Here is a 17,854-nt window from a genome sequence, read left to right as displayed (position 1 = left end):
CAGGCTATCACCGGGCTGACATGCCTGCCGGGGTCTGCGAGACTACGGGCATGTCAGAGAACAAGACCATGCCGAGCAACGGCGCCGTTGAAGACTTCTTGGCTTCCGTGGAACATCCGGTGCGGCGCGCGGACGGCTTCGCACTGCTGGACCTCATGCGCGGCATCACCGGTCAGGAGGCAGTCATGTGGGGTCCGAGCATCGTTGGTTTTGGCAGTTACCACTACAAGTACGAGAGTGGCCGCGAGGGCGACTCCCCCGCAGTGGGCTTCTCGCCGCGGAAGGCCAACCTGGCGCTGTACGGGCTGACCTACGGGCCCGACGCCGGGCGGCTGCTGCCCAAGCTCGGCAAGCACAAGACGGGCGCCGCCTGTCTCTACGTGAACAAGCTCGACGACGTTGACGTCTCCGTCCTGGCCGAGCTGGTTGGCACGGGCTACAGCCACGTCATGGCGGAACTACACAGCCTTCCCTAGCGACCGACTTCCCTAACGCGAACAGGCAGCTAATGCCCCTAGCTAGGCCGCCAGAGGGCATCTACTGCCAGTTCGCGCGCCCCGAAACCGCGCAAAGCAAAGGACCCCCGCCTCCGGAAACCGGTGACGGGGGTCCTTCGAGCTACGTCAGAGATTATCGCTACGTGATGCCCCTCGAAGCTTCGCAAGCTCAGCTTCCAGGGAACCCTGCATCACTTGCTTGCAACGACCTCGAGGTCGATGACAGCAGAAACGTCCTCGTGCAGGCGGACGTTGGCCTGGTACGAACCAAGAGACTTGATGTGGTTCGGCAGTTCAACGTTGCGCTTGTCGATGGAGCCGAGGCCAGCGGCCTCAACTGCAGCAGCGACATCAGCCGGCTTGACGGTGCCGAAGAGACGACCGGACTCGCCGGCCTTCACTACGAGCTTGACCTTCTTGGAAGAAAGCGCAGAAGCCTGGGCCTGTGCAGCTTCAACCGAAGCGTGTGCACGAGCAGCGCGGGCAGCCTTGATGGACTCAACCTGCTTCTCGCCACCCTTGGTCCAGGTCAGAGCGAAGCCGCGGGGCAGCAGGAAGTTACGTGCGTAACCGTCCTTGACCTCGACAACATCGCCAGCAGCACCGAGACCGGTTACTTCGTGGGTCAGAATGAGCTTTGCCATGTTAGTTAATCCCTTCCTTAGCCGCGGCCAGCGCCGGAGTAAGGCAGCAGAGCAACTTCGCGGGCGTTCTTGATTGCCTGGGCGATTTTGCGCTGTTCCTGCACCGTGACGCCAGTGACGCGACGTGCGCGGATCTTTCCGCGGTCGGAGATGAACTTGCGCAGCAATGCTACGTCCTTGTAATCGATGACGGTGATGTCAGCGGCCTTCAAGGGGTTGGACTTTGGTTTGGGCTTACGGAGTTCAGCCTTAGCCATCGTGGAGCTCCTTTTCTATGGAGCCCGTGGAATGGATCCACGGGATGGTGGTGCTCGACGGCGGTCGCCACCCGGGTGCCTCGCGGCACGTCCGGCGGGTTCCGGCGTCGAACTTTTATGAGTGTTTAGAAGGGAGGTTCGGAATCCGGGCCATTGCCCCATCCACCCGCATTGCTGACGCCCGGGGTAGCCCAGGGGTCTTCCTGCGGTGCGGATTGGCCGCCGCCCCACGTTCCGCCGGAGTTGCCGCCCTGGTTTGCACCAGCGCCGCCACCTCCGAAGCCGCCGCTGTTGTTGCCGCCACCGAAGCCGCCCTGACCACCCTGACCGCCGGAGCGCTGGGTGCGGTTGACCTTGGCGTTGGCGTAACGCAAGCTCGGGCCGATTTCATCGACTTCGAGCTCGATAACGGTGCGCTTCTCGCCTTCCTTGGTTTCGTAGGAACGGCTCTTCAGGCGGCCGGAAACGATCACGCGCATGCCCTTGGTCAGGGATTCGGCGACGTTTTCAGCCGCTTCGCGCCAGACCGACGCGCGGAGGAACAGGGTTTCCCCGTCCTTCCACTCATTGGACTGCCGATCGAAGGTCCGGGGAGTAGAAGCGATGGTGAAGTTCGCTACCGCCGAGCCTGACGGTGTGAACCGCAGTTCGGGGTCATTGGTGAGATTACCGATGACCGTAATAGTGGTTTCGCCTGCCATCTACTGCCTCCTTGTTCGTTCCTGCGGGGTAAAGAATGAAAGCCTGGAGCTGAAATTACTCAGCAACGACCTTCTGCTCTTCGGGGCGGGTGATCTTGGTGCGCATGATGGTCTCGTTGAGACTCAGCTGGCGGTCAAGTTCCTTGGCGGTTTCCGGCTTGGCGGTGAAGTTCACCACGGCGTAGATACCTTCGGACTTCTTCTTGATGTCGTAAGCGAGGCGACGGCGGCCCCAGATGTCAACCTTTTCGATGGTTCCACCATCGGTGGTGATGACATTGAGGAACTTCTGAAGCGACGGCTCTACGGTACGCTCTTCGACCTCGGGGTCGATGATTACCATCAATTCGTAAGGACGCATATGTGAACCCACCTCCTTTGGGCTAAGCGGTTACGGCATTTCCGTAACAGGAGGTTCATTTGCGATGAACAGTGCTGACGACCGCTTCCAGAAGCGGAGGCAGGGCGCAGCACAGACTTCAATATCTTAGTCCATTTCCCGTGTCTAAGCCTATTCGGCGTGTCGCCAAGGTGGAATGAGCGGCGTCGCGTATGTGGATAACCCAGGTATGTGGATAACTCGCGTGGAACCGCCACGCCAGGCTCAGGCAGACTGAACCCATGACCATCCTCAAATCGACTGCCCTCTTTGTCCTCGCGGCCATCGCCGAGATCGGCGGGGCCTGGCTGGTTTGGCAATCGGTCAAGGAGGCCAAGCCCTGGTGGTGGGCCGGTCTTGGGATCGTGGCACTGGGCATCTACGGTTTCTTGGCGGCGTTCCAGCCCGACGCGCATTTCGGCCGCGTGCTTGCCGCTTACGGCGGCGTCTTCATTGCCGGATCCTTGGCCTGGGGAATGCTCCTTGACGGCTTCCGGCCGGACCGCTGGGACATTATCGGAGCCATGATCTGCCTTCTCGGCGTCGCGGTGATCATGTTCGCACCTAGGCCGTCAAGTTAAGCGGAGCGGCGTGACGCGCTGAGCAACTTTCCGGACGGTCCGACGTCGGGATCCGCCGGTTTTCCGCGACGCCGCTCCACGCCGGACGCCGAGAGTTTGCGTGGCGTGACGCCGGGGCCTGCCGCCAGGCGTGCCATGATCTGACTATGAACGCCGCAGCAAAGAACCCAGGTCCGAAGTCTGCCCGTGCCAAACGTTCCCAATTGCGATTCGGGCTCATGATCGTCACCGGCATCGCTGCAGCAGTAGCGACCGGAATATGGGGTCAATGGATCTACGCGCCCGCCGCGGGCTGGGCAGTGGCCGCGGCGGTCTACAACGTTTTCGTGTGGACGGTCATCACCCCGATGAAAGCCGATCGGACGGCAAGCCATGCCACGGAAGAAGATCCACGGCGCTCCACCTCCGATCTCCTCATCCTGTGTGCCGCCGTCGGTTCCCTCGCAGCCTTCGTGCTGGTGATGTTCGGAGCCAAGGATGCGCACGGCGTCGACAAATTCATGCTCGCCCTGCTGGCCCTCGGTGGTGCAGTGGCGTCGTGGCTCCTGGTGCACACCCTGTTCACCTTGCGCTATGCCGAGGTGTACTACACGGCCGAGCCGCCCCGTGGCATCGAATTCAACCAAAAGGAACCGCCGCAGTACACGGATTTCGCCTACATGTCGTTCAGTCTCGGGATGACCTACCAAGTCTCGGACACGTCGATCACCACCAGGGCAATGCGGTCTGCCGCCTTGCGGCACAGCCTGCTCGCCTACGTTTTCGGTGTCGGGATCCTGGCCACCACCATCAACCTCGTGGTGAGCCTCGCATCCTGAGCTAGATCGCCGTGCGGAAGAACAACTCCGCCACGGTGGCCAGGTGGCGCGGGTCCTCAACGCCGCATAGCTCGCGTGCCGAGTGCATCGACAAAAGGGGCACTCCGACGTCGACCGTCCGGATCCCCAGGCGGGTAGCCGTCAGTGGGCCGATGGTGGAGCCGCACGGGACGTCGTTGTTGGAGACGAACTCCTGGTAGGGAATCCCCGCCTCGCCGCAGAGCCGGGCCCAGAATGCCGCGCCGGTGGCGTCCGTAGCGTAGCGCTGGTTGGCGTTGATCTTGAGAAGCGGTCCGCCATTGAGGATGGGCCGGTTGGCGGGATCGTGACGCTCGGGGTAGTTGGGGTGCACGGCGTGGCCGGCGTCCGCAGAAACACAGAACGACGCCGACAACGCCTGGCGCCGTTGACTCACCGTGGCGCCGAATCCGTCGGAGATCCGGGTGAGGATGTCTTCGAGGATGGGTCCGCAGGCGCCGGAGCGCGAGGCAGAGCCGATTTCTTCGTGGTCGAAGGCGGCCAGGACCGCGATGGGGCCCCCAACCGGCGCACCCGCGGCTGCGTGCGCAATGAGCGCCGCAAGCCCCGCATGGGTCGACGAGAGGTTGTCGAGCCGTCCCGACGCGAAGAGCTCGCCCTTGGCACCGAACTGCTCAGGCGCCTGAGTGTCCGCGACGACGACGTCGTAGCCGCCGATCTGCGCGGGATCCACGGAAGCTCCGGCCACGGAGTCCGCGAGGATTGCCAGGACGTCCGCGGAATCGGGATCGGGATCGCCGAGGCCGAACACGGGGTTCATGTGCTGTTGCTTGTCGAGGGTGAGGCCGTCATTGACGGCCCGGTCCAAGTGGATGGCCAACTGCGGAAAGCGCAGGAGCGGTCCAGTAGCGGTGAGGTGCTCGGTGCCGTCCAGCATCACGAGCCGGCCCGCGAGCCGAAGCTCCCGGTCTAGCCAGGAGTTCAGCAAAGGGCCGCCGTAGACCTCAACGCCAGCCTGGAGCCAGCCGAACTTGCCCGTTGTCGGCTTGGGCTTGAGCTTGAAGGACGGAGAATCCGTGTGGGCGCCAAGGATATTGAATGCCGTGGTCGGAGTTGCACCTTCGGGCGTCACCCAGGCAATGAGGGCACCATCCCGGACCACATAGAAGCTGCCCGCACCGCCTTCCCATGGCTGAAGTTCATCAAGGGCCGTGAAACCGGCCGCATCAAGCCGGCGCGCGGCCTCGTGGACGGCGTGGAAGCTCGACGGCGATGCGCTCACATATGCGCCAAGGTCCTGGATGTGTTCTGCAGCGGAGTTCGAAGGCATGGCTCCGAGTCTAGCCGTGGCCGCGGATTTGCCGGCCAGGCAGTATCCGCGTCACTAGTAGTCCGGGTTGCTCGGGATCACGAGTCCTGTTTCGTACGCGTAGACCACCACTTGGACCCGGTCCCTCAGGTGCAGCTTGTTGAGGATGCGCCGGACGTGGGTCTTGACCGTGGCCTCGGACAGGAAGAACTTGTGGGCGATTTCCGCGTTGGACAGCCCTCCGGCGATAGCCTCCAGCATCTCGGTTTCGCGGGGCGTCAGTTCTTCGAGCAATGGATCGCGGGGCTGGGCTATTGCCTGGCCTGGCACGCGGCCTCCGCGGACGTAGGTCTCCAGGAGCCGCTGGGTGACCCTCGGAGCGACCACTGCGTCGCCGCTGGCCACAAGCCGGACGCCCTGGACCAACTCGGCAGGCGCAACATCCTTGAGCAGGAAGGCGGAGGCCCCTGCCTGCAGGCCGGAGAAGGCATATTCATCGAGGTCGAAAGTTGTCAGGATGATGATCCTGGCGTTGGATGCCGAGGCGGTGATCTGCCGTGTGGCTTCGATTCCATCCATCGCAGGCATCCGGACGTCCATGAGCACCACGTCCGGTTCCAGTTCCTCGACCTTCCTCACGGCTTCGGCTCCGTCCGAGGCTTCGCCCACCACCGCGAGGTCCTCTTCCCCTTCCAGGATGAGTCGAAATCCCATGCGCAGCAGGGGCTGGTCGTCCACCAGCAGAACCCTGATGGGAGCGTTGTCAGTCATGATTTCCCCTTGTCGCCATTCCAATTCAGCTCCGCATGGACACGCCACCCGCCGTGTATACCAGGACCGGCATTCACGGTTCCAGCATAAATTCCCGCACGTTCATGCATCCCCGCGATGCCCTGGCCCGTTCCCAAGGCCGCCTCTTCGGTTCCCGGATCCCGGGAGCCCCGGCCGTCGTCGAGCACTTCTATGGTGACCGAGTCACTGTCCCTCACGATCCGCACCTCCACTTGACTCAAGGAGCGCCCGTACCTGAGCACGTTGGTCAGGGATTCCTGCACGATCCGGTAGACGGTGAGCTGGAACGCCGGGTCTTCGGGAAGGGCCGGCCCCGTGTGCGAATAGTGCAGCGGCAGCCCCGCCGTCCGGAATCCATCCAGCAGCTTGCTCAGGTCGTGCCCGGAAACCAAGGGCTCCAAAGGTGCCGGGCGGGCGGAGTCGTCCCGCAATACGCCGAGGACGCGGCGCATGTCGGCCAGCGCGGTCCTGCCAGTGCGGGAGAGTTCGCCAAGCACCTCACCCGCGCGCTCCGGATCCTTCTTGACCACGACGGCGGCGCCGTCCGAGAGGCTGATCATGACCGTCAGGGAATGGGCCACGACGTCGTGCATCTCCCGGGCGATCCGGTTGCGTTCGGTAACAGAACCCAAGCGGGCCGTGCGGGCCGCCCAGGCCCTGATTTCATTCTCGTGCTCGCGCCGCTGCCGCACCGAAATGCCGATGCCGGTGGCAATCAGGTTGGACAACAAAATGCTGACCGCGGCGGCGATGTTGCTGATGAGATGGAAATTCTCCGGAATCGCCTCTCCGCTGGACGGGGTCACCGGGCTGGTCCACATGAAGAGATACACGAGGGTCAGCGGCAGGCTTGCCGCCCCGAACACAGTCAGCGCGAAGGTACGGGTCCTCGCCACGGCCACCGCGTACAGCGCAAACCACAATCCCGCGGAGACGTTCGAACCCCACGGATTCAGCAGCGTCACGGCCACTTCGAGGACCGCAACGGCCGCAGTGACACTGAGCGGATTGCGGCGTCGAAGGAACAGGATGGCGGCAATGGCGACGAGCAGCAGGGCGGCGAACCACTTGCCATCCACGATGGAGCTGATGAACGTGGTCAGTGCCAGCAGTGAATAACAAAGCACCACCACCGCGACCGTGACCCGCGGGTGCTGAAAGAGATAGCGGCGGATCCTGCCGCGGCGGCGCAGCGTGATTTCAGCAAAGGACGCGTCGGCCACGTGGGCCGACGCGTCCTGTGCTGGCAACTCTTCGCTCATGGCTTGAGCCTAGTGGCCTTGCCCGGAGTGGGTGTCCCTGGATTGCGAATCAGACGTCGCGCTTCTTGAGCACAATGAGGGCAGGAATCATGAACAAGATGACGTAGCCAAGGAACACGAGGCCGCCCGCCCATGAATCGAGGGTGCCGTCCACGTGGCCGATCGACAAGAAGCGGCCGCCGGCCTCACTGGGCAAGTACTGGGGGACGTACTTCCAGAAGTCTCCCGGTGCGAAGCCGAGGAACTGGCCGGCGAACGGGAGGACGAACATGATGCCCACCAGGACGGTGATGCCGCCGGCCGGGTTCTTCAGCATTGTTCCAAGCGAGAGGCCGATCAGCGCGACCCCGGAGACGTACAGGCCGCCGGTAAAGACGCTGTAGAGGACACCATCCGTGTTCCATCCGAGGTCAAGACCGAAGTTGGCGAACATGGGAGACGCCAGCAGGAACGTTACGATGCCGGCCACTACCGAAAGGACGTAGGAGACCACAACCAGGACCACGGCTTTGGCACCGAAGGTGGAGAGCCGGCCCGGCCCCGCGTTCATGGTTGACCGGATCATGCCGGTGGCGTACTCGGAGGCAATGAAGAGTACAGCCAGGGAACCCATGACGAGGATGCCGATGTTGAGTCCGGCGTTCGGCAGGTTGTAAAGATCGAATCCCGAACCTGGCGGGAAGGAGGCTACAGCTTGCTGCACCGATTCCTTATGACCCTGCCGGCCGACTTCGACCATCTGGTTGATGAAGTTCCAGCGGACCAGGGCGGACAGGAAGCCGATGCCGACAATGGCCACGAAGGTCACGACCAGCAGGAGCTTGGTGCTCATGAGGGTGCGGAACTTGATGGATTCGGAGTTCAGTATCCGGAGGAAAGTGACGCCACCGGTCCCGGCTGACGGGACCGCATGTTTCTTGCTGATGGTGGTGGTGCTCATGACTGGATCCCTTCCATAGTGGCAGCGGATGTGGCGCCGACGCCGGCGGGGCTTCCGTCCAGAGGCCCGCCTGTTGCTGCCGGTCCGCCGGTGATGTGCGAGTGGTATTCCACTTCGTCCTTGGTCAGCTGGAAATAGGCCTCTTCCAGCGACGACGTGAGCGGAGTGAGCTCGTAAACCAGTACCCGGTTGTCGAGGGCGAGCTCGGCGATGCGGAGCGGCTCCACTCCGTACACTTCCAGGGTTTCACGTTCGTTCTGCTCCACCCGGACGCCGTCGCGGGCCAGCAACTCGGACAAGCGCGTGGTTTCCGAGGTACGGACCAAAGTGCGCTTGCGGCTCTGGCTCTCAATCAGCGCATCCACCGTGGTGTCGGCAATGATCCTGCCGCGACCGATCACAATGAGGTGGTCCGCGGTCTGGGCCATCTCGGACATGAGGTGGCTGGAAATGAAGATGGTCTTGCCCTGGCTTGCCAGGTAGCGTGCAAGGTTCCTGACCCACTGGACGCCCTCGGGATCCAGTCCGTTGACCGGTTCGTCGAGGATGAGCGTCTGGGGATCACCCAGCAGTGCGTTGGCGATGCCAAGCCGCTGGCCTATGCCGAGGGAGAACCCTCCGGCCTTCTTCTTGGCAACGGCGGTGAGGCCCGTCATCTCGATGACTTCCTCAACGCGCGAGTTCGGAATCCCGTGGGTTGCGGCCATGGCGCGCAGGTGGTTGTACGCGCTGCGGCTGGTGTGCACCGCCTTGGCATCGAGCAGCGCTCCCACTTCGTGGAGCGGGGCTTTGTGCTGGGAGTAATGCCGGCCGTTGACGATGACGTCGCCCGACGTCGGGCGGTCGAGACCCATGATCATACGCATGGTGGTGGACTTGCCGGCGCCGTTCGGGCCAAGGAAGCCCGTGACTTTCCCGGGCTGTACGGTGAAGCTGATTCCGTCCACGGCTGTCTTTGCGCCGTAGACCTTCCTCAAGCCTGTTGCCTCAATCATGGAAGCGTTCCCTCCGCTTGCTGCAGCTATGTGGTGACTGTAGCTACAACGCTAGCCACCGACACAGCGGAATTCGCCGGTCTCAGGGATGATTCAGGGGCCGGTCAGGGTAGTCCCTATGGATGATGCCGGCCGCGGCCAAGGCTTCCCCGGCACAAGGAAAGCACTAGGAAAGCGGGGAATACACCCGCAGCGCCCGGCGCTTCACGGTGAACTCCGCGGTCCGCACACCAGGCAACGGCTCGCCGTCGACCGCTATCACGAGCGGTTCGCCGGACGCCTCGATGCTGACCTCCGCCGCCTCACTGAGATGGGTCACCTTGGATGTGCCCACGGTTCCAGTGAGGACCGCCCACAGCAGACGCAGCCGTGCAAAGGGCTCATCGGCCGTGACCATGCGGATGTCCAGCACCCCGTCGTCAAGCACGGGCCGCGTCAATGGCGCCAGATCCCGCGGGTAGTAGCGCCCGCGGCCTATATAGAGGATCCACAGCTTGTGGCGCACTCCGTTGATCAGGAGAGTGGTGGGGGTTGCGGCCCCGAAGGTACGCAGTCCCGCAACAAGCCCCGCAAGAGGTTTCCCCATGGCAGGCTGCAGCCGTTCGCGGCGCCGCACCAGGTTGGGGTAGACACCGATGCTTGCCGTATTGAGCATGATGAGCTCAGCGGTCTCGTCCTTGCCCTCGACGCCGCGGCCCGCGCTCACATGACCCAGGTCCGTCCACGCTGCTGCTCCCGTCTTGGCGGCTTTGAGGGCCCCTTCCAGGGATCGGGCGTCCACGTCACGTGCGAAGTGGTTGAGCGTTCCGCCCGGCAACACCAGCAAGGGCAGGTCGTGCTCGACGGCGGCCGCCGCGGCAGTGCCGACGGTTCCGTCGCCACCCCACACGCCCAAGGCCTTCGTCCCGGGTCTCCTTGCTGCGGCCTGGATTTCGGCAACCACATCATCGCCTTCGGAAATCATGCTAATATGCGCCTTGGGGAATATATCTCGAAGCTGCGTCGCGGTCTCCGGCGAGTAGGAACCGCCAAGAGAGTTGACCGCAATGCTCAGCCCCTCGCCGTCGCCGACTGCGGGCGCGTCGGCCGGTGAACGGTCCGTGGCCGGAACTGGAGGCCGGACCGGCCACCATTTTCGCGTGAGCAGGGCCGCTCCAACGCCGATCGCCGAGCCGAGCACCACGTCGGAGGGCCAGTGGGCGCCCGTATGAACCCGGGAATACGCCACACCCGCCGCAACCGGAGCCAAAAATACGCCAAGACGAGGATTCACCAGCGCGACGCCGAGGGTGAATGCAACAGCAGACGCCGAATGGCCGGACGGCATCGAGGAGCTTGTGGGCTGCGGGTTGACAAAGCGGAAAGCCGGAAGGAGCTCGGGCAATGGCCGCGTCCGCGGAAGAAGCGTCTTGAAACCGAGATTGGTGACGGCCGACGCAACGCCAAGGGCCAGGAGTCCGTGGATAGCCGAGTTCCTGGGCTTACCGGGAAATGCCGCGCAAACGCCAGCAATGGCAAACCAGAGCTTGCCATTGGTGGCGGCCTCCGAGAGGTTTTTCAAAACCGCGTCATGCGGACCCTCCGGCCACCGGGAGACCGCTCGGACCGCTGCCCTATCGAGTCGGGCTACCCGCCCTGGCCCCCATCGCAGCATGCTTAGCATCCCACCAGACTATCGGCGGGCTGGTTAGGATGTGGGGATGGTGAGGGTCATTCTCCCCCGCAAGCTCGACCAGGGACGCACAATGGTCATCTCGACCGTGCTGCTCGCCGTCGCCGTGCTCCTGGGCGGCATCCTGCTTGAAGGGGATCGGAACCCGCCGTTCCAAGGCCTGGACGATGCCTGGTACGGGTTCGCGGCGACCCTCCACTCACCGTTCTGGGACGGCGTGAACCTCGTCCTCAACTGGACCGGCTACACAGGAATGCTGATCTTCCACATCCTGCTGGCCTCGGCGTTGTTGTTTCGCAGAAGACCCCTTTCGGCCGCATTCTCCGCCGTTGCAGGACTGACCGTGATGTTGCTGACCCAACTACTCAAATGGATCATTCACCGGCCGCGCCCTCTCAATGCGCATGTCGCCACGGACACCTATTCATACCCCTCGGGGCACGTATCGGCCACCACGGCTTTCGTTCTGGTGGTGGCACTCTTGATCGGACGTGGCTGGGCGTGGCTCCTCGCGATCGGCGGAATGCTGGCCATGATGATCAGCCGGATCTATTTGGCTGCCCATTGGCTCACGGATGTGGTGGGTGGGGCCTGCTTGGCGTCCGGCGTCGTGCTCCTCCTATGGCTGGCATCCCAGAAGATATGCATCGAGGAGAATATAGACGCACGCCGTGCCCTCGACTGGAAATCGAGGGTCGCGCGGCGCAAGCGCCACGCTGGGCAGGGCGTCACGTAGGGTAAACCATCAGGTAGCACTCGGTCTTCTCCAAGAGACCGACCATAGTCTTCGGGCATGCTTACAAAACCTCAACTCATCAACAGCGGCATCGGGGTGGCCGTTCTAGGCATTGCCGCCGGCGCCTTCTTCGTGATGAACGGCGTGCCGCAAACAGCCTCCGACACCACAGCCCGTACCGTTGCGGTCAGCGCGGCGGACCTCACCGCCGTGTCTACCGCGAGCGGAAACGTCTCGCCCGCGAGCACCACCGTCATCAACGCGCAGAACTGCACCGGGCCGATCGCCTCGGTCTCTGCGGTCACGGGCCAACAAGTCACGGCCGGGCAAGTGTTGGTCACGATTGATCCGACAAACGCCCAGAACGCCCTTGCCGTTGCGCAGGCCCAGTTGGATTCGGCTGCGGCACAGGCAAACCAGCAGCAGGCTTCTGCAAGCAACCAGGTAGCCTCGGCAAACCAGAGCCTGGCCAACGCCCAGCAGACGGCCAATCTGGACGCGAGCCAGCAGGCCAGCGCAGTGGCCGCAGCGCAGACGGCCGTGAACAATGACAATGCCACTGTCGCTACAGCTCAGACCGCCGCCAGCGCCCAGCCCACCAGCCAACCGGCCCAGAACGCCCTCAACGCGGCTCAGGCCCAGTTGGCAAAGGACAACCAAGCACTGACCCAGGCGGCCAACCAGCAAGCCAGCTCGGCCCTCAAGGACAAAGAGCAACTCGCCTCGGCTGCGACGGCCCTCAACTCCGCCCAAAGCGGTGGCGGCGCGACGTCCAACACGACCTCTGCCCAGATCGCGGTGGACACTGCGACCAAGAACCTGGCGTCCTGCTCCCTCGCCGCGCCGGTTTCGGGTACCGTCACCGCCGTGAACGCCGTCGTCGGCGGAAACGCCGGCAGCAGCTCCGGCTCATCCGCTTCCGGGTCCTCGGGTTCCGGCTCTTCCGGCAGCGCTTCCACAAGCGCCGCGAGCACATCGTCCTCCGGTCTGATCACCATCAGCGACACCGCGCACCTGCAAGTCATTGCCAACTTCGCCGAATCGGACATTGCCGCCATGAAGACCGGCGACTCAGCCACCTTCACCTTCCCGGCACTCAAGACCGACCCCTCCGCGGCACCCGTCACCGGTACCATCACGGCGATCGCCCAGAACGCCACAACCACTAACAACGTGGTCAGCTACCCCGTGACGATCTCCATCAAGAACCCCCCGGCTGACCTCCGTCTTGGCCAGAGCGCAAACATCTCAGTGACCACGGCGACTGCCAAGAACGCTTTGGCTGTGCCTTCGCTGGCCATCACCACCACCGGAACCAAGCAGACCGTCAACGTCATGAAGAACGGGACCTCGACGGCGGTGACCATCACCACCGGGATCACGGACAACGGACGCACCCAGGTGCTCACCGGACTCAGCGCGGGGGATCAGATTGAACTCCCGACCATCTCCTCCACCTTGGACACCACCGGCACCACTGGACGAACCGGGGCAGGCGGCTTCGGCGGCACGGGTGGATTTGGTGGAACCGGAGGCGCCGGAGTTACAGGCGGCACCGGTGGCACCCGTGGAAATGGCGGGTAAGCAGCCGTGAACGACGCTGTCATCCAACTGGACTCCGTGAGCAAGATCTATGGCAAAGGGGAGGCCGAAGTACGGGCGCTGGATTCCGTCAGCATCTCCATTGACCGGGGCGACTTCGTGGCCATCATCGGCGCCTCGGGCTCCGGAAAGTCCACCATGATGAACATCATCGGCTGCCTCGACGGCGCCACCCAGGGGACTTATCATCTGGACGGCATCGATACCGGGACCCTGGACGAATTCCAGCTCGCGCAGATCCGCAACCGGAAAATCGGCTTCGTCTTCCAGAACTTCAATCTGATACCGCGCACGCGGGCCGTGGACAACGTCTCCATGCCGCTCGCTTACGCAAAAGTGCACCGCAAAGAACGGCGTGAGCGGGCCTTGGAAGTGCTCGGGTCAGTGGGTTTGGCGGAACGGGCCGACCACAAGCCTTCACAGCTCTCCGGCGGACAGCAACAGCGCGTTGCAATCGCCCGGGCACTCGTGACCAACCCGGTGCTGCTGCTGGCCGACGAGCCGACCGGAGCCTTGGACACCAAGTCCTCGCACGAGATCCTGGATCTGTTCGAGTCGTTGCACGCCAACGGCCGGACCATCGTGATGATCACCCACGAGGCGGACGTCGCGGCGCGGGCCAACCGCGTAGTGCGATTCCAGGACGGGCACATCATTGAGGACCACAGGATCCGCAGCGTTCATGCGCACCCGGTAGCGACGGCGGTGCCAGCATGATGATCGCCGAATCCGTCCGCTTCGCCCTGACTGGGGTGATGGCCAACAAGATGCGCTCCATCCTCACCACCCTGGGCATCCTGATCGGCATCGCATCCGTCATCATCCTGCTGGCCGTAGGCGCCGGAACCTCCAACGCCATCAAGTCCCAGATCGGCAAACTGGGAACCAACGTGCTTACCGTGAGCCGCCAGACGACGGCGGGAGGCCGCGCCGCAGGCGGCGGACAAGCCGTCACCGGTCCGCGGTCCCGTGGCACAAACCTCACGCTCCAGGACATGGCCGCGCTGACCGATCCCGTCATGGCCCCCGACGTCGCCGCAACGGCGCCGGTGGTCACGGCACAGAACGTCACGGGTACTTACCAGGACGCAACCCACGCGGTCGCAACATTCGTGGGGACCACGCCGTCGTACTTTTCCATTTCGAACGACACGCTCGCGGCGGGGTCCTACTTCAGCGACGGTGACGCCAGCAGCGGCACCGCGGTGGCCGTGATCGGCAATACCGTGGCGCAGGACCTGGTGGGCAGCTCGGTGACCTCGGCCGTGGGGCAGACGATCGCCCTCAACGGGCAGAACTTCGTGGTCTCCGGCGTCCTGGCTCAAAAGGGGTCCTCGGGCCTCAACGACCCGGATGACATTGTGGTGATCCCTTACAGTGCAGCCCAGGACAAGTTCACCGGATACTCGCCGTCCCTCGCCTCCATCACCGTCCAGGCCAAATCAGCGGACGTGATGAACCAGGCCCAGAACGAGGTTCAGATGATCCTCGATGCCAGGCACAATGTCACCTCCGCCAACCGTGACTATCAAGTGCGGAACCAAGCGCAGATCCTCACGACGGCCACCACCACCACGGCCACGCTGACCGTCCTGTTGGGCGCCGTGGCCGGTATTTCGCTCCTGGTAGGCGGAATCGGCGTCATGAACATCATGCTTGTCACGGTTACCGAACGTACGCGCGAAATCGGCATCCGCAAGGCGATAGGAGCCTCGCGGGGCAGCATCGTGAGCCAGTTCCTGATCGAATCGCTCATCATTTCGCTGATCGGCGGGGTGCTGGGCATTGCCGCGGGCTACATCGGCAGCGCCTTCCCCCTGCTAGGAACGCAACCCGAAGTCCAGTGGTGGACCGTGTGGCTGTCGTTCCTGGTATCCGCGGCGATCGGCCTGGTCTTCGGAATCTACCCGGCCAACAAGGCGGCGAAACTACGGCCGATCGACGCCCTGCGGTACGAATAGCCGCCAACAGCTCCACTCCCCAGCAACGTAAAAGAAGAAACAGTCAACAGGAGATCCACAAATGTCCTATTCAGCACCGGAGCCCGGTCCCATGAACCAGCCGGAGCCCCAGCAGCCCTACACCCAACAGCCCTACGCCGGACAGCCGACCGCGGTCCTGCAAGCCACTGGCCAGGAGCCCACCGGACAGGGTTGGGGCCAACCCCAGGCGCCGGAGCCGTTCGTGCCCAAGAAGCGCTTCAAGATGGGTCGCCTGACGCAGATCCTCCTTGCCGTGCTGCTGGTTGCCGTCGGGTTCTTTGCGGGCGTCGGAGTCACTAAGGCAATGGACGCGGGCCAGGCCCGTCCCGGCCGAGGCCAGTTCCAGAACTTCAACGGCCAGGGCGGCCAAGGCCGGAACCGGCAGAGCGGCGCTCCCACCAACGGGGCATCGCCGAGCGCTGTTCCGTCGGCACCGGCCACCTCGGCGCCGTAACCACCCGTCGTCGTAGCCACACCCAACTAACTCGCAGTTGTTGTCGTTAAAGCGCGTCATAACGACAACAACTGCGGGTCAGTTGCTTTTCACCAAAGGTTTCGCGGCGCCGGCCAGCCACAGGGCAATCAGGATCGGCGCCCCGATGGCAAGCAGGGCCATGTGGATGCCGGTGTGGTCGCCCAGGTATCCCAGAAGCGGCGGGCCGGCAAGAAACGCCACATAACCAATGGTCGAGACCACTGAGACGCGTGCGGCTGCGTGTTTCGGATCATCGGCAGCAGCGGACATGCCCATGGGGAAGGCCAAGGCTGCCCCGATACCCCAAAGAGCCGCGCCCACAGCCGCAAGGATGAGGTTGTCCGCGAAGACGAAGAGCGCCAGGCCCACTGCCGCGGCAGCCATGCTGACCCGCAGCACGGCTACACGTCCGAACCTGTCGATCGCGCGGCCGCCAACGAAACGCATCAGGGTCATCGCGGCCACGAAGAGCGCAAACAAGAGAGCGCCCGTCGACTCGCTAGTATTCAGGCCATCCACCGAGGCCTTGGCGATCCAATCGTTTCCGGCGCCTTCCGTGAGGGTTGCGCCGAGTACCACCACGCCGATCAACAGGGTGCGGGAGTCCCGCCACGCCGAGGGACCCTTGACAGCGGGCGCGCCGCCGTCGGACGCCATTCCCGTAGTTTCGTGGGACAAGAAGTAACGCGGCGCCGTCAAGGTGAGGAGAACCACGACGCCGGCAATGACCAGCAGGTGCTCCGGAAGGCCGACGCCGACCTGGGAAAGCCACGCGCCAATCAGCGCACCCACAAAGGCGCCCCCGCTGAAAGCGGCGTGGAACTGCGGCATGACGGTGCGCCCGAGCCGGTGTTCGACGTCGGCCCCTTCGATATTCTGCGACACATCCCACAGGCCGACCCCCACACCGAAGAAAAAGAGCGCCACTGCTGTGGCGGCCACGGAGCCGGCCATCAAGGAGAAGGCGATAGCCGCTCCGGCCGAGGCGGCTAGCAGCCCGGCGGCGCGGACGGTATTGGCCGTGCCGATCCTGCCGACAATCCATCCCGCGGATGGCAGCGCCACAAGGGACCCGACGGCGGTGCACAGCAGGAGGGTGCCCATCTGTCCGGACGTCAGGTTCAGGGTCTGGGTGACGGCGGGTATCCGTGCCGCCCAGCCGGCAAAAACCAGCCCGTTCATGCCGAACACCAGGAAAGTGGCGATTGCCGCGGCTTTGACGTTCGGGGCGGTTCGGGTACTGGTGGTCATACGATCACAACTTCCACGGAGAGATTTTCAAGTAGGGTGCGTTCTTCAGTGCTCGGCTTCCGGTCAGTCACAATGACGTCTACCGCGTCCATGGCTGCAACCAAGGCCACGGCCTGTGCATTCCATTTATTTCCCGTGCAGGCCACGATCACCCGCCCGGCCGATTCCAAGCCTGCCCGCTTAATGGCGGCGTCCTCGAGATCGTGGGCCAGCAGGCCGTCCTTGAGGTTGATGGCGCACGGCGTGACGATCGCGGTGTCAAAGCGCAGTGAGCGGATGTTGCCCTCTGCCATCGGTCCCCGGAAGGACTGCTCGCCGGGAACCAGGCTGCCCCCGGGCAACAAGAGACCCGGACGCCGTCCAGAGGGAAGGTCCGTGGCCAGGAACTCCACCGCACGAAGGGACATCGGCATGATGGTCAGTTCCCGCTGCGCGAGCCGGCGCGCGATCTCCGTTGCCGTGGAACCGCTGTCCAGCCACACGTGATCGCGGTCGCGGAGTAGCCGTTCGACGCCGACGGCGATCCTCTCCTTCGCGTCCTGGTCCTCGAGTTCGCGCTGCCCATAGCCGGGGTTGTCGCCGCGGGCCACGAGGCTGCGGGCCCCGCCGTGCACCCGGCGCAGGACACCGTGGGAAGCGAGGATTTCCAGGTCGCGCCGAATGGTGGCTCCCGATGCTCCGCATTCGGCAACCAGTTCGTCAACGGTGATCTCTTCGCGCTTGCGCAGCAGCTCGCCAATAAGCCGGTGGCGGTCAGCAGTCCTCATGCTCATATGCTATCCAGAAATGATCATCTAATCACCTTTGGTGATCAGATGGGCGCGTTGGGCCGAGCAGCTCAGACGCTCGCTCATTTATGAGGAGTTTCAAGCTAACGCTCGCTCACTTATAAGGGCTTTCAAGCTGACGCTCCCTCATCGTCAAGCTGGTTGTGAGTCATTCATTACCTGTTGATTGAAGGAGCCGGCGATGGCCGTTGATA

At 63.7% G+C, this 17,854-nt stretch carries 21 protein-coding genes; 8 read left to right on the top strand and 13 right to left on the bottom strand.

The window, feature by feature from the left end; genetic code table 11:
• Positions 1-50 precede the first annotated feature (50 nt).
• Entirely contained in the window at positions 51-476 is a 426-nt protein-coding gene (locus NFJ07_RS08505) for a DUF1801 domain-containing protein (RefSeq protein ID WP_269993677.1), read from the top strand.
• Between the two features lie 212 nt (positions 477-688).
• Here NFJ07_RS08505 and rplI read toward each other — a convergent pair whose 3' ends face one another.
• The 4 genes from rplI to rpsF form a co-directional block, all read right to left on the bottom strand.
• On the bottom strand, positions 689-1,141 hold the full coding sequence (rplI, locus tag NFJ07_RS08500) for a 50S ribosomal protein L9 (protein WP_234752901.1): 453 nt from the start codon (positions 1,139-1,141) through the stop codon (positions 689-691).
• A gap of 17 nt (positions 1,142-1,158) precedes the next feature.
• Complete coding sequence (gene rpsR / locus NFJ07_RS08495; RefSeq protein WP_003800144.1) at positions 1,159-1,398, bottom strand: 30S ribosomal protein S18; 240 nt, start codon at positions 1,396-1,398, stop codon at positions 1,159-1,161.
• A 125-nt stretch (positions 1,399-1,523) separates the two neighbouring features.
• Positions 1,524-2,099: a single-stranded DNA-binding protein gene (locus NFJ07_RS08490; protein WP_078107100.1), complete on the bottom strand. Its 576-nt coding sequence runs from the start codon at positions 2,097-2,099 to the stop codon at positions 1,524-1,526.
• Between the two features lie 55 nt (positions 2,100-2,154).
• Positions 2,155-2,460, bottom strand: a complete 306-nt coding sequence (gene rpsF / locus NFJ07_RS08485) for a 30S ribosomal protein S6 (RefSeq protein ID WP_028267876.1) — start codon at positions 2,458-2,460, stop codon at positions 2,155-2,157.
• 260 nt (positions 2,461-2,720) lie between these two features.
• Between rpsF and NFJ07_RS08480 the strand changes: the two genes are divergently transcribed.
• On the top strand, positions 2,721-3,059 hold the full coding sequence (locus NFJ07_RS08480; RefSeq protein ID WP_269993676.1) for a YnfA family protein: 339 nt from the start codon (positions 2,721-2,723) through the stop codon (positions 3,057-3,059).
• On the opposite strand, the gene NFJ07_RS08475 is transcribed toward NFJ07_RS08480, so the two are convergent.
• The gene (locus NFJ07_RS08475) at positions 3,056-3,196 is read right to left on the bottom strand and encodes a hypothetical protein (RefSeq protein WP_269993675.1); all 141 of its coding nucleotides are present in this window, start codon (positions 3,194-3,196) and stop codon (positions 3,056-3,058) included. The two genes, NFJ07_RS08480 and NFJ07_RS08475, sit on opposite strands and share 4 nt — an antisense overlap.
• 9 nt (positions 3,197-3,205) lie before the next feature.
• Between NFJ07_RS08475 and NFJ07_RS08470 the strand changes: the two genes are divergently transcribed.
• Positions 3,206-3,877 (top strand): DUF1345 domain-containing protein, encoded by a 672-nt coding sequence (locus NFJ07_RS08470; RefSeq protein ID WP_269993674.1) that lies wholly within the window; start codon positions 3,206-3,208, stop codon positions 3,875-3,877.
• A gap of 1 nt (position 3,878) precedes the next feature.
• On the opposite strand, the gene NFJ07_RS08465 is transcribed toward NFJ07_RS08470, so the two are convergent.
• The 6 genes from NFJ07_RS08465 to NFJ07_RS08440 all read right to left on the bottom strand — a co-directional run bounded on the left by NFJ07_RS08465 (position 3,879) and on the right by NFJ07_RS08440 (position 10,817).
• A complete protein-coding gene (locus NFJ07_RS08465) occupies positions 3,879-5,186 on the bottom strand; it encodes a M18 family aminopeptidase (RefSeq protein WP_269993673.1) in 1,308 nt (435 codons plus the stop codon).
• Positions 5,187-5,240: 54 nt separating this feature from the next.
• Complete coding sequence (locus NFJ07_RS08460; protein WP_269993672.1) at positions 5,241-5,936, bottom strand: response regulator; 696 nt, start codon at positions 5,934-5,936, stop codon at positions 5,241-5,243.
• A complete protein-coding gene (locus NFJ07_RS08455; RefSeq protein ID WP_269993671.1) occupies positions 5,933-7,219 on the bottom strand; it encodes a sensor histidine kinase in 1,287 nt (428 codons plus the stop codon). The genes NFJ07_RS08460 and NFJ07_RS08455 overlap by 4 nt, the downstream gene beginning before the upstream one ends.
• A gap of 49 nt (positions 7,220-7,268) precedes the next feature.
• Entirely contained in the window at positions 7,269-8,159 is an 891-nt protein-coding gene (locus tag NFJ07_RS08450; protein ID WP_269993670.1) for an ABC transporter permease, read from the bottom strand.
• The gene (locus tag NFJ07_RS08445; protein ID WP_269993669.1) at positions 8,156-9,154 is read right to left on the bottom strand and encodes an ABC transporter ATP-binding protein; all 999 of its coding nucleotides are present in this window, start codon (positions 9,152-9,154) and stop codon (positions 8,156-8,158) included. The genes NFJ07_RS08450 and NFJ07_RS08445 overlap by 4 nt, the downstream gene beginning before the upstream one ends.
• A gap of 166 nt (positions 9,155-9,320) precedes the next feature.
• Positions 9,321-10,817 (bottom strand): bifunctional phosphatase PAP2/diacylglycerol kinase family protein, encoded by a 1,497-nt coding sequence (locus NFJ07_RS08440; RefSeq protein ID WP_269993668.1) that lies wholly within the window; start codon positions 10,815-10,817, stop codon positions 9,321-9,323.
• Positions 10,818-10,854: 37 nt separating this feature from the next.
• On the opposite strand from NFJ07_RS08440, the gene NFJ07_RS08435 reads away from it, so the two are divergent.
• The 5 genes from NFJ07_RS08435 to NFJ07_RS08415 all read left to right on the top strand — a co-directional run bounded on the left by NFJ07_RS08435 (position 10,855) and on the right by NFJ07_RS08415 (position 15,600).
• Positions 10,855-11,562 (top strand): phosphatase PAP2 family protein, encoded by a 708-nt coding sequence (locus tag NFJ07_RS08435; protein WP_269993667.1) that lies wholly within the window; start codon positions 10,855-10,857, stop codon positions 11,560-11,562.
• A gap of 57 nt (positions 11,563-11,619) precedes the next feature.
• Positions 11,620-13,146, top strand: a complete 1,527-nt coding sequence (locus NFJ07_RS08430; RefSeq protein ID WP_269993666.1) for an efflux RND transporter periplasmic adaptor subunit — start codon at positions 11,620-11,622, stop codon at positions 13,144-13,146.
• 6 nt (positions 13,147-13,152) lie between these two features.
• Positions 13,153-13,881 carry an ABC transporter ATP-binding protein gene (locus NFJ07_RS08425; RefSeq protein ID WP_269993665.1) on the top strand — a complete coding sequence of 243 codons (729 nt, stop codon included), beginning with the start codon at positions 13,153-13,155 and terminating at the stop codon, positions 13,879-13,881.
• Positions 13,878-15,125, top strand: coding sequence for an ABC transporter permease (locus NFJ07_RS08420; protein ID WP_269993664.1), 1,248 nt, complete (start codon positions 13,878-13,880; stop codon positions 15,123-15,125). Before NFJ07_RS08425 ends, NFJ07_RS08420 begins: the two co-directional genes overlap by 4 nt.
• Positions 15,126-15,186: 61 nt before the next feature.
• The gene (locus tag NFJ07_RS08415) at positions 15,187-15,600 is read left to right on the top strand and encodes a hypothetical protein (protein WP_269993663.1); all 414 of its coding nucleotides are present in this window, start codon (positions 15,187-15,189) and stop codon (positions 15,598-15,600) included.
• 78 nt (positions 15,601-15,678) lie between these two features.
• Here the strand turns inward: NFJ07_RS08415 and NFJ07_RS08410 are convergent, their stop codons facing one another.
• Together NFJ07_RS08410 and NFJ07_RS08405 are read right to left on the bottom strand one after the other, a co-directional pair.
• Positions 15,679-16,872 carry an MFS transporter gene (locus NFJ07_RS08410; RefSeq protein WP_269993662.1) on the bottom strand — a complete coding sequence of 398 codons (1,194 nt, stop codon included), beginning with the start codon at positions 16,870-16,872 and terminating at the stop codon, positions 15,679-15,681.
• The gene (locus NFJ07_RS08405; protein WP_269993661.1) at positions 16,869-17,639 is read right to left on the bottom strand and encodes a DeoR/GlpR family DNA-binding transcription regulator; all 771 of its coding nucleotides are present in this window, start codon (positions 17,637-17,639) and stop codon (positions 16,869-16,871) included. The genes NFJ07_RS08410 and NFJ07_RS08405 overlap by 4 nt, the downstream gene beginning before the upstream one ends.
• Between the last annotated feature and the right edge of the window lie 215 nt (positions 17,640-17,854).

This window comes from Arthrobacter sp. B2a2-09 (assembly GCF_027587375.1).
Lineage (GTDB): Bacteria > Actinomycetota > Actinomycetes > Actinomycetales > Micrococcaceae > Arthrobacter.
The sequence above is the reverse complement of the archived record's forward strand: the minus strand, read 5'-3'. Positions and strand labels throughout refer to the sequence as shown.

Excerpts from the sequence above, each read along its gene's own strand:
- NFJ07_RS08410 (WP_269993662.1), bottom strand. The coding sequence starts at position 16,872 with ATGACCACCAGTACCCGAACCGCCCCGAACGTCAAAGCCGCGGCAATC.
- NFJ07_RS08480 (WP_269993676.1), top strand. The coding sequence starts at position 2,721 with ATGACCATCCTCAAATCGACTGCCCTCTTTGTCCTCGCGGCCATCGCC.
- NFJ07_RS08455 (WP_269993671.1), bottom strand. The coding sequence starts at position 7,219 with ATGAGCGAAGAGTTGCCAGCACAGGACGCGTCGGCCCACGTGGCCGAC.
- NFJ07_RS08470 (WP_269993674.1), top strand. The coding sequence starts at position 3,206 with ATGAACGCCGCAGCAAAGAACCCAGGTCCGAAGTCTGCCCGTGCCAAA.
- NFJ07_RS08505 (WP_269993677.1), top strand. The coding sequence starts at position 51 with ATGTCAGAGAACAAGACCATGCCGAGCAACGGCGCCGTTGAAGACTTC.
- rpsR (WP_003800144.1), bottom strand. The coding sequence starts at position 1,398 with ATGGCTAAGGCTGAACTCCGTAAGCCCAAACCAAAGTCCAACCCCTTG.
- rpsF (WP_028267876.1), bottom strand. The coding sequence starts at position 2,460 with ATGCGTCCTTACGAATTGATGGTAATCATCGACCCCGAGGTCGAAGAG.
- NFJ07_RS08475 (WP_269993675.1), bottom strand. The coding sequence starts at position 3,196 with ATGGCACGCCTGGCGGCAGGCCCCGGCGTCACGCCACGCAAACTCTCG.
- NFJ07_RS08490 (WP_078107100.1), bottom strand. The coding sequence starts at position 2,099 with ATGGCAGGCGAAACCACTATTACGGTCATCGGTAATCTCACCAATGAC.
- NFJ07_RS08440 (WP_269993668.1), bottom strand. The coding sequence starts at position 10,817 with ATGCTAAGCATGCTGCGATGGGGGCCAGGGCGGGTAGCCCGACTCGAT.
- NFJ07_RS08405 (WP_269993661.1), bottom strand. The coding sequence starts at position 17,639 with ATGAGGACTGCTGACCGCCACCGGCTTATTGGCGAGCTGCTGCGCAAG.
- NFJ07_RS08415 (WP_269993663.1), top strand. The coding sequence starts at position 15,187 with ATGTCCTATTCAGCACCGGAGCCCGGTCCCATGAACCAGCCGGAGCCC.
- rplI (WP_234752901.1), bottom strand. The coding sequence starts at position 1,141 with ATGGCAAAGCTCATTCTGACCCACGAAGTAACCGGTCTCGGTGCTGCT.
- NFJ07_RS08450 (WP_269993670.1), bottom strand. The coding sequence starts at position 8,159 with ATGAGCACCACCACCATCAGCAAGAAACATGCGGTCCCGTCAGCCGGG.
- NFJ07_RS08445 (WP_269993669.1), bottom strand. The coding sequence starts at position 9,154 with ATGATTGAGGCAACAGGCTTGAGGAAGGTCTACGGCGCAAAGACAGCC.
- NFJ07_RS08460 (WP_269993672.1), bottom strand. The coding sequence starts at position 5,936 with ATGACTGACAACGCTCCCATCAGGGTTCTGCTGGTGGACGACCAGCCC.
- NFJ07_RS08435 (WP_269993667.1), top strand. The coding sequence starts at position 10,855 with ATGGTGAGGGTCATTCTCCCCCGCAAGCTCGACCAGGGACGCACAATG.
- NFJ07_RS08430 (WP_269993666.1), top strand. The coding sequence starts at position 11,620 with ATGCTTACAAAACCTCAACTCATCAACAGCGGCATCGGGGTGGCCGTT.
- NFJ07_RS08420 (WP_269993664.1), top strand. The coding sequence starts at position 13,878 with ATGATGATCGCCGAATCCGTCCGCTTCGCCCTGACTGGGGTGATGGCC.
- NFJ07_RS08465 (WP_269993673.1), bottom strand. The coding sequence starts at position 5,186 with ATGCCTTCGAACTCCGCTGCAGAACACATCCAGGACCTTGGCGCATAT.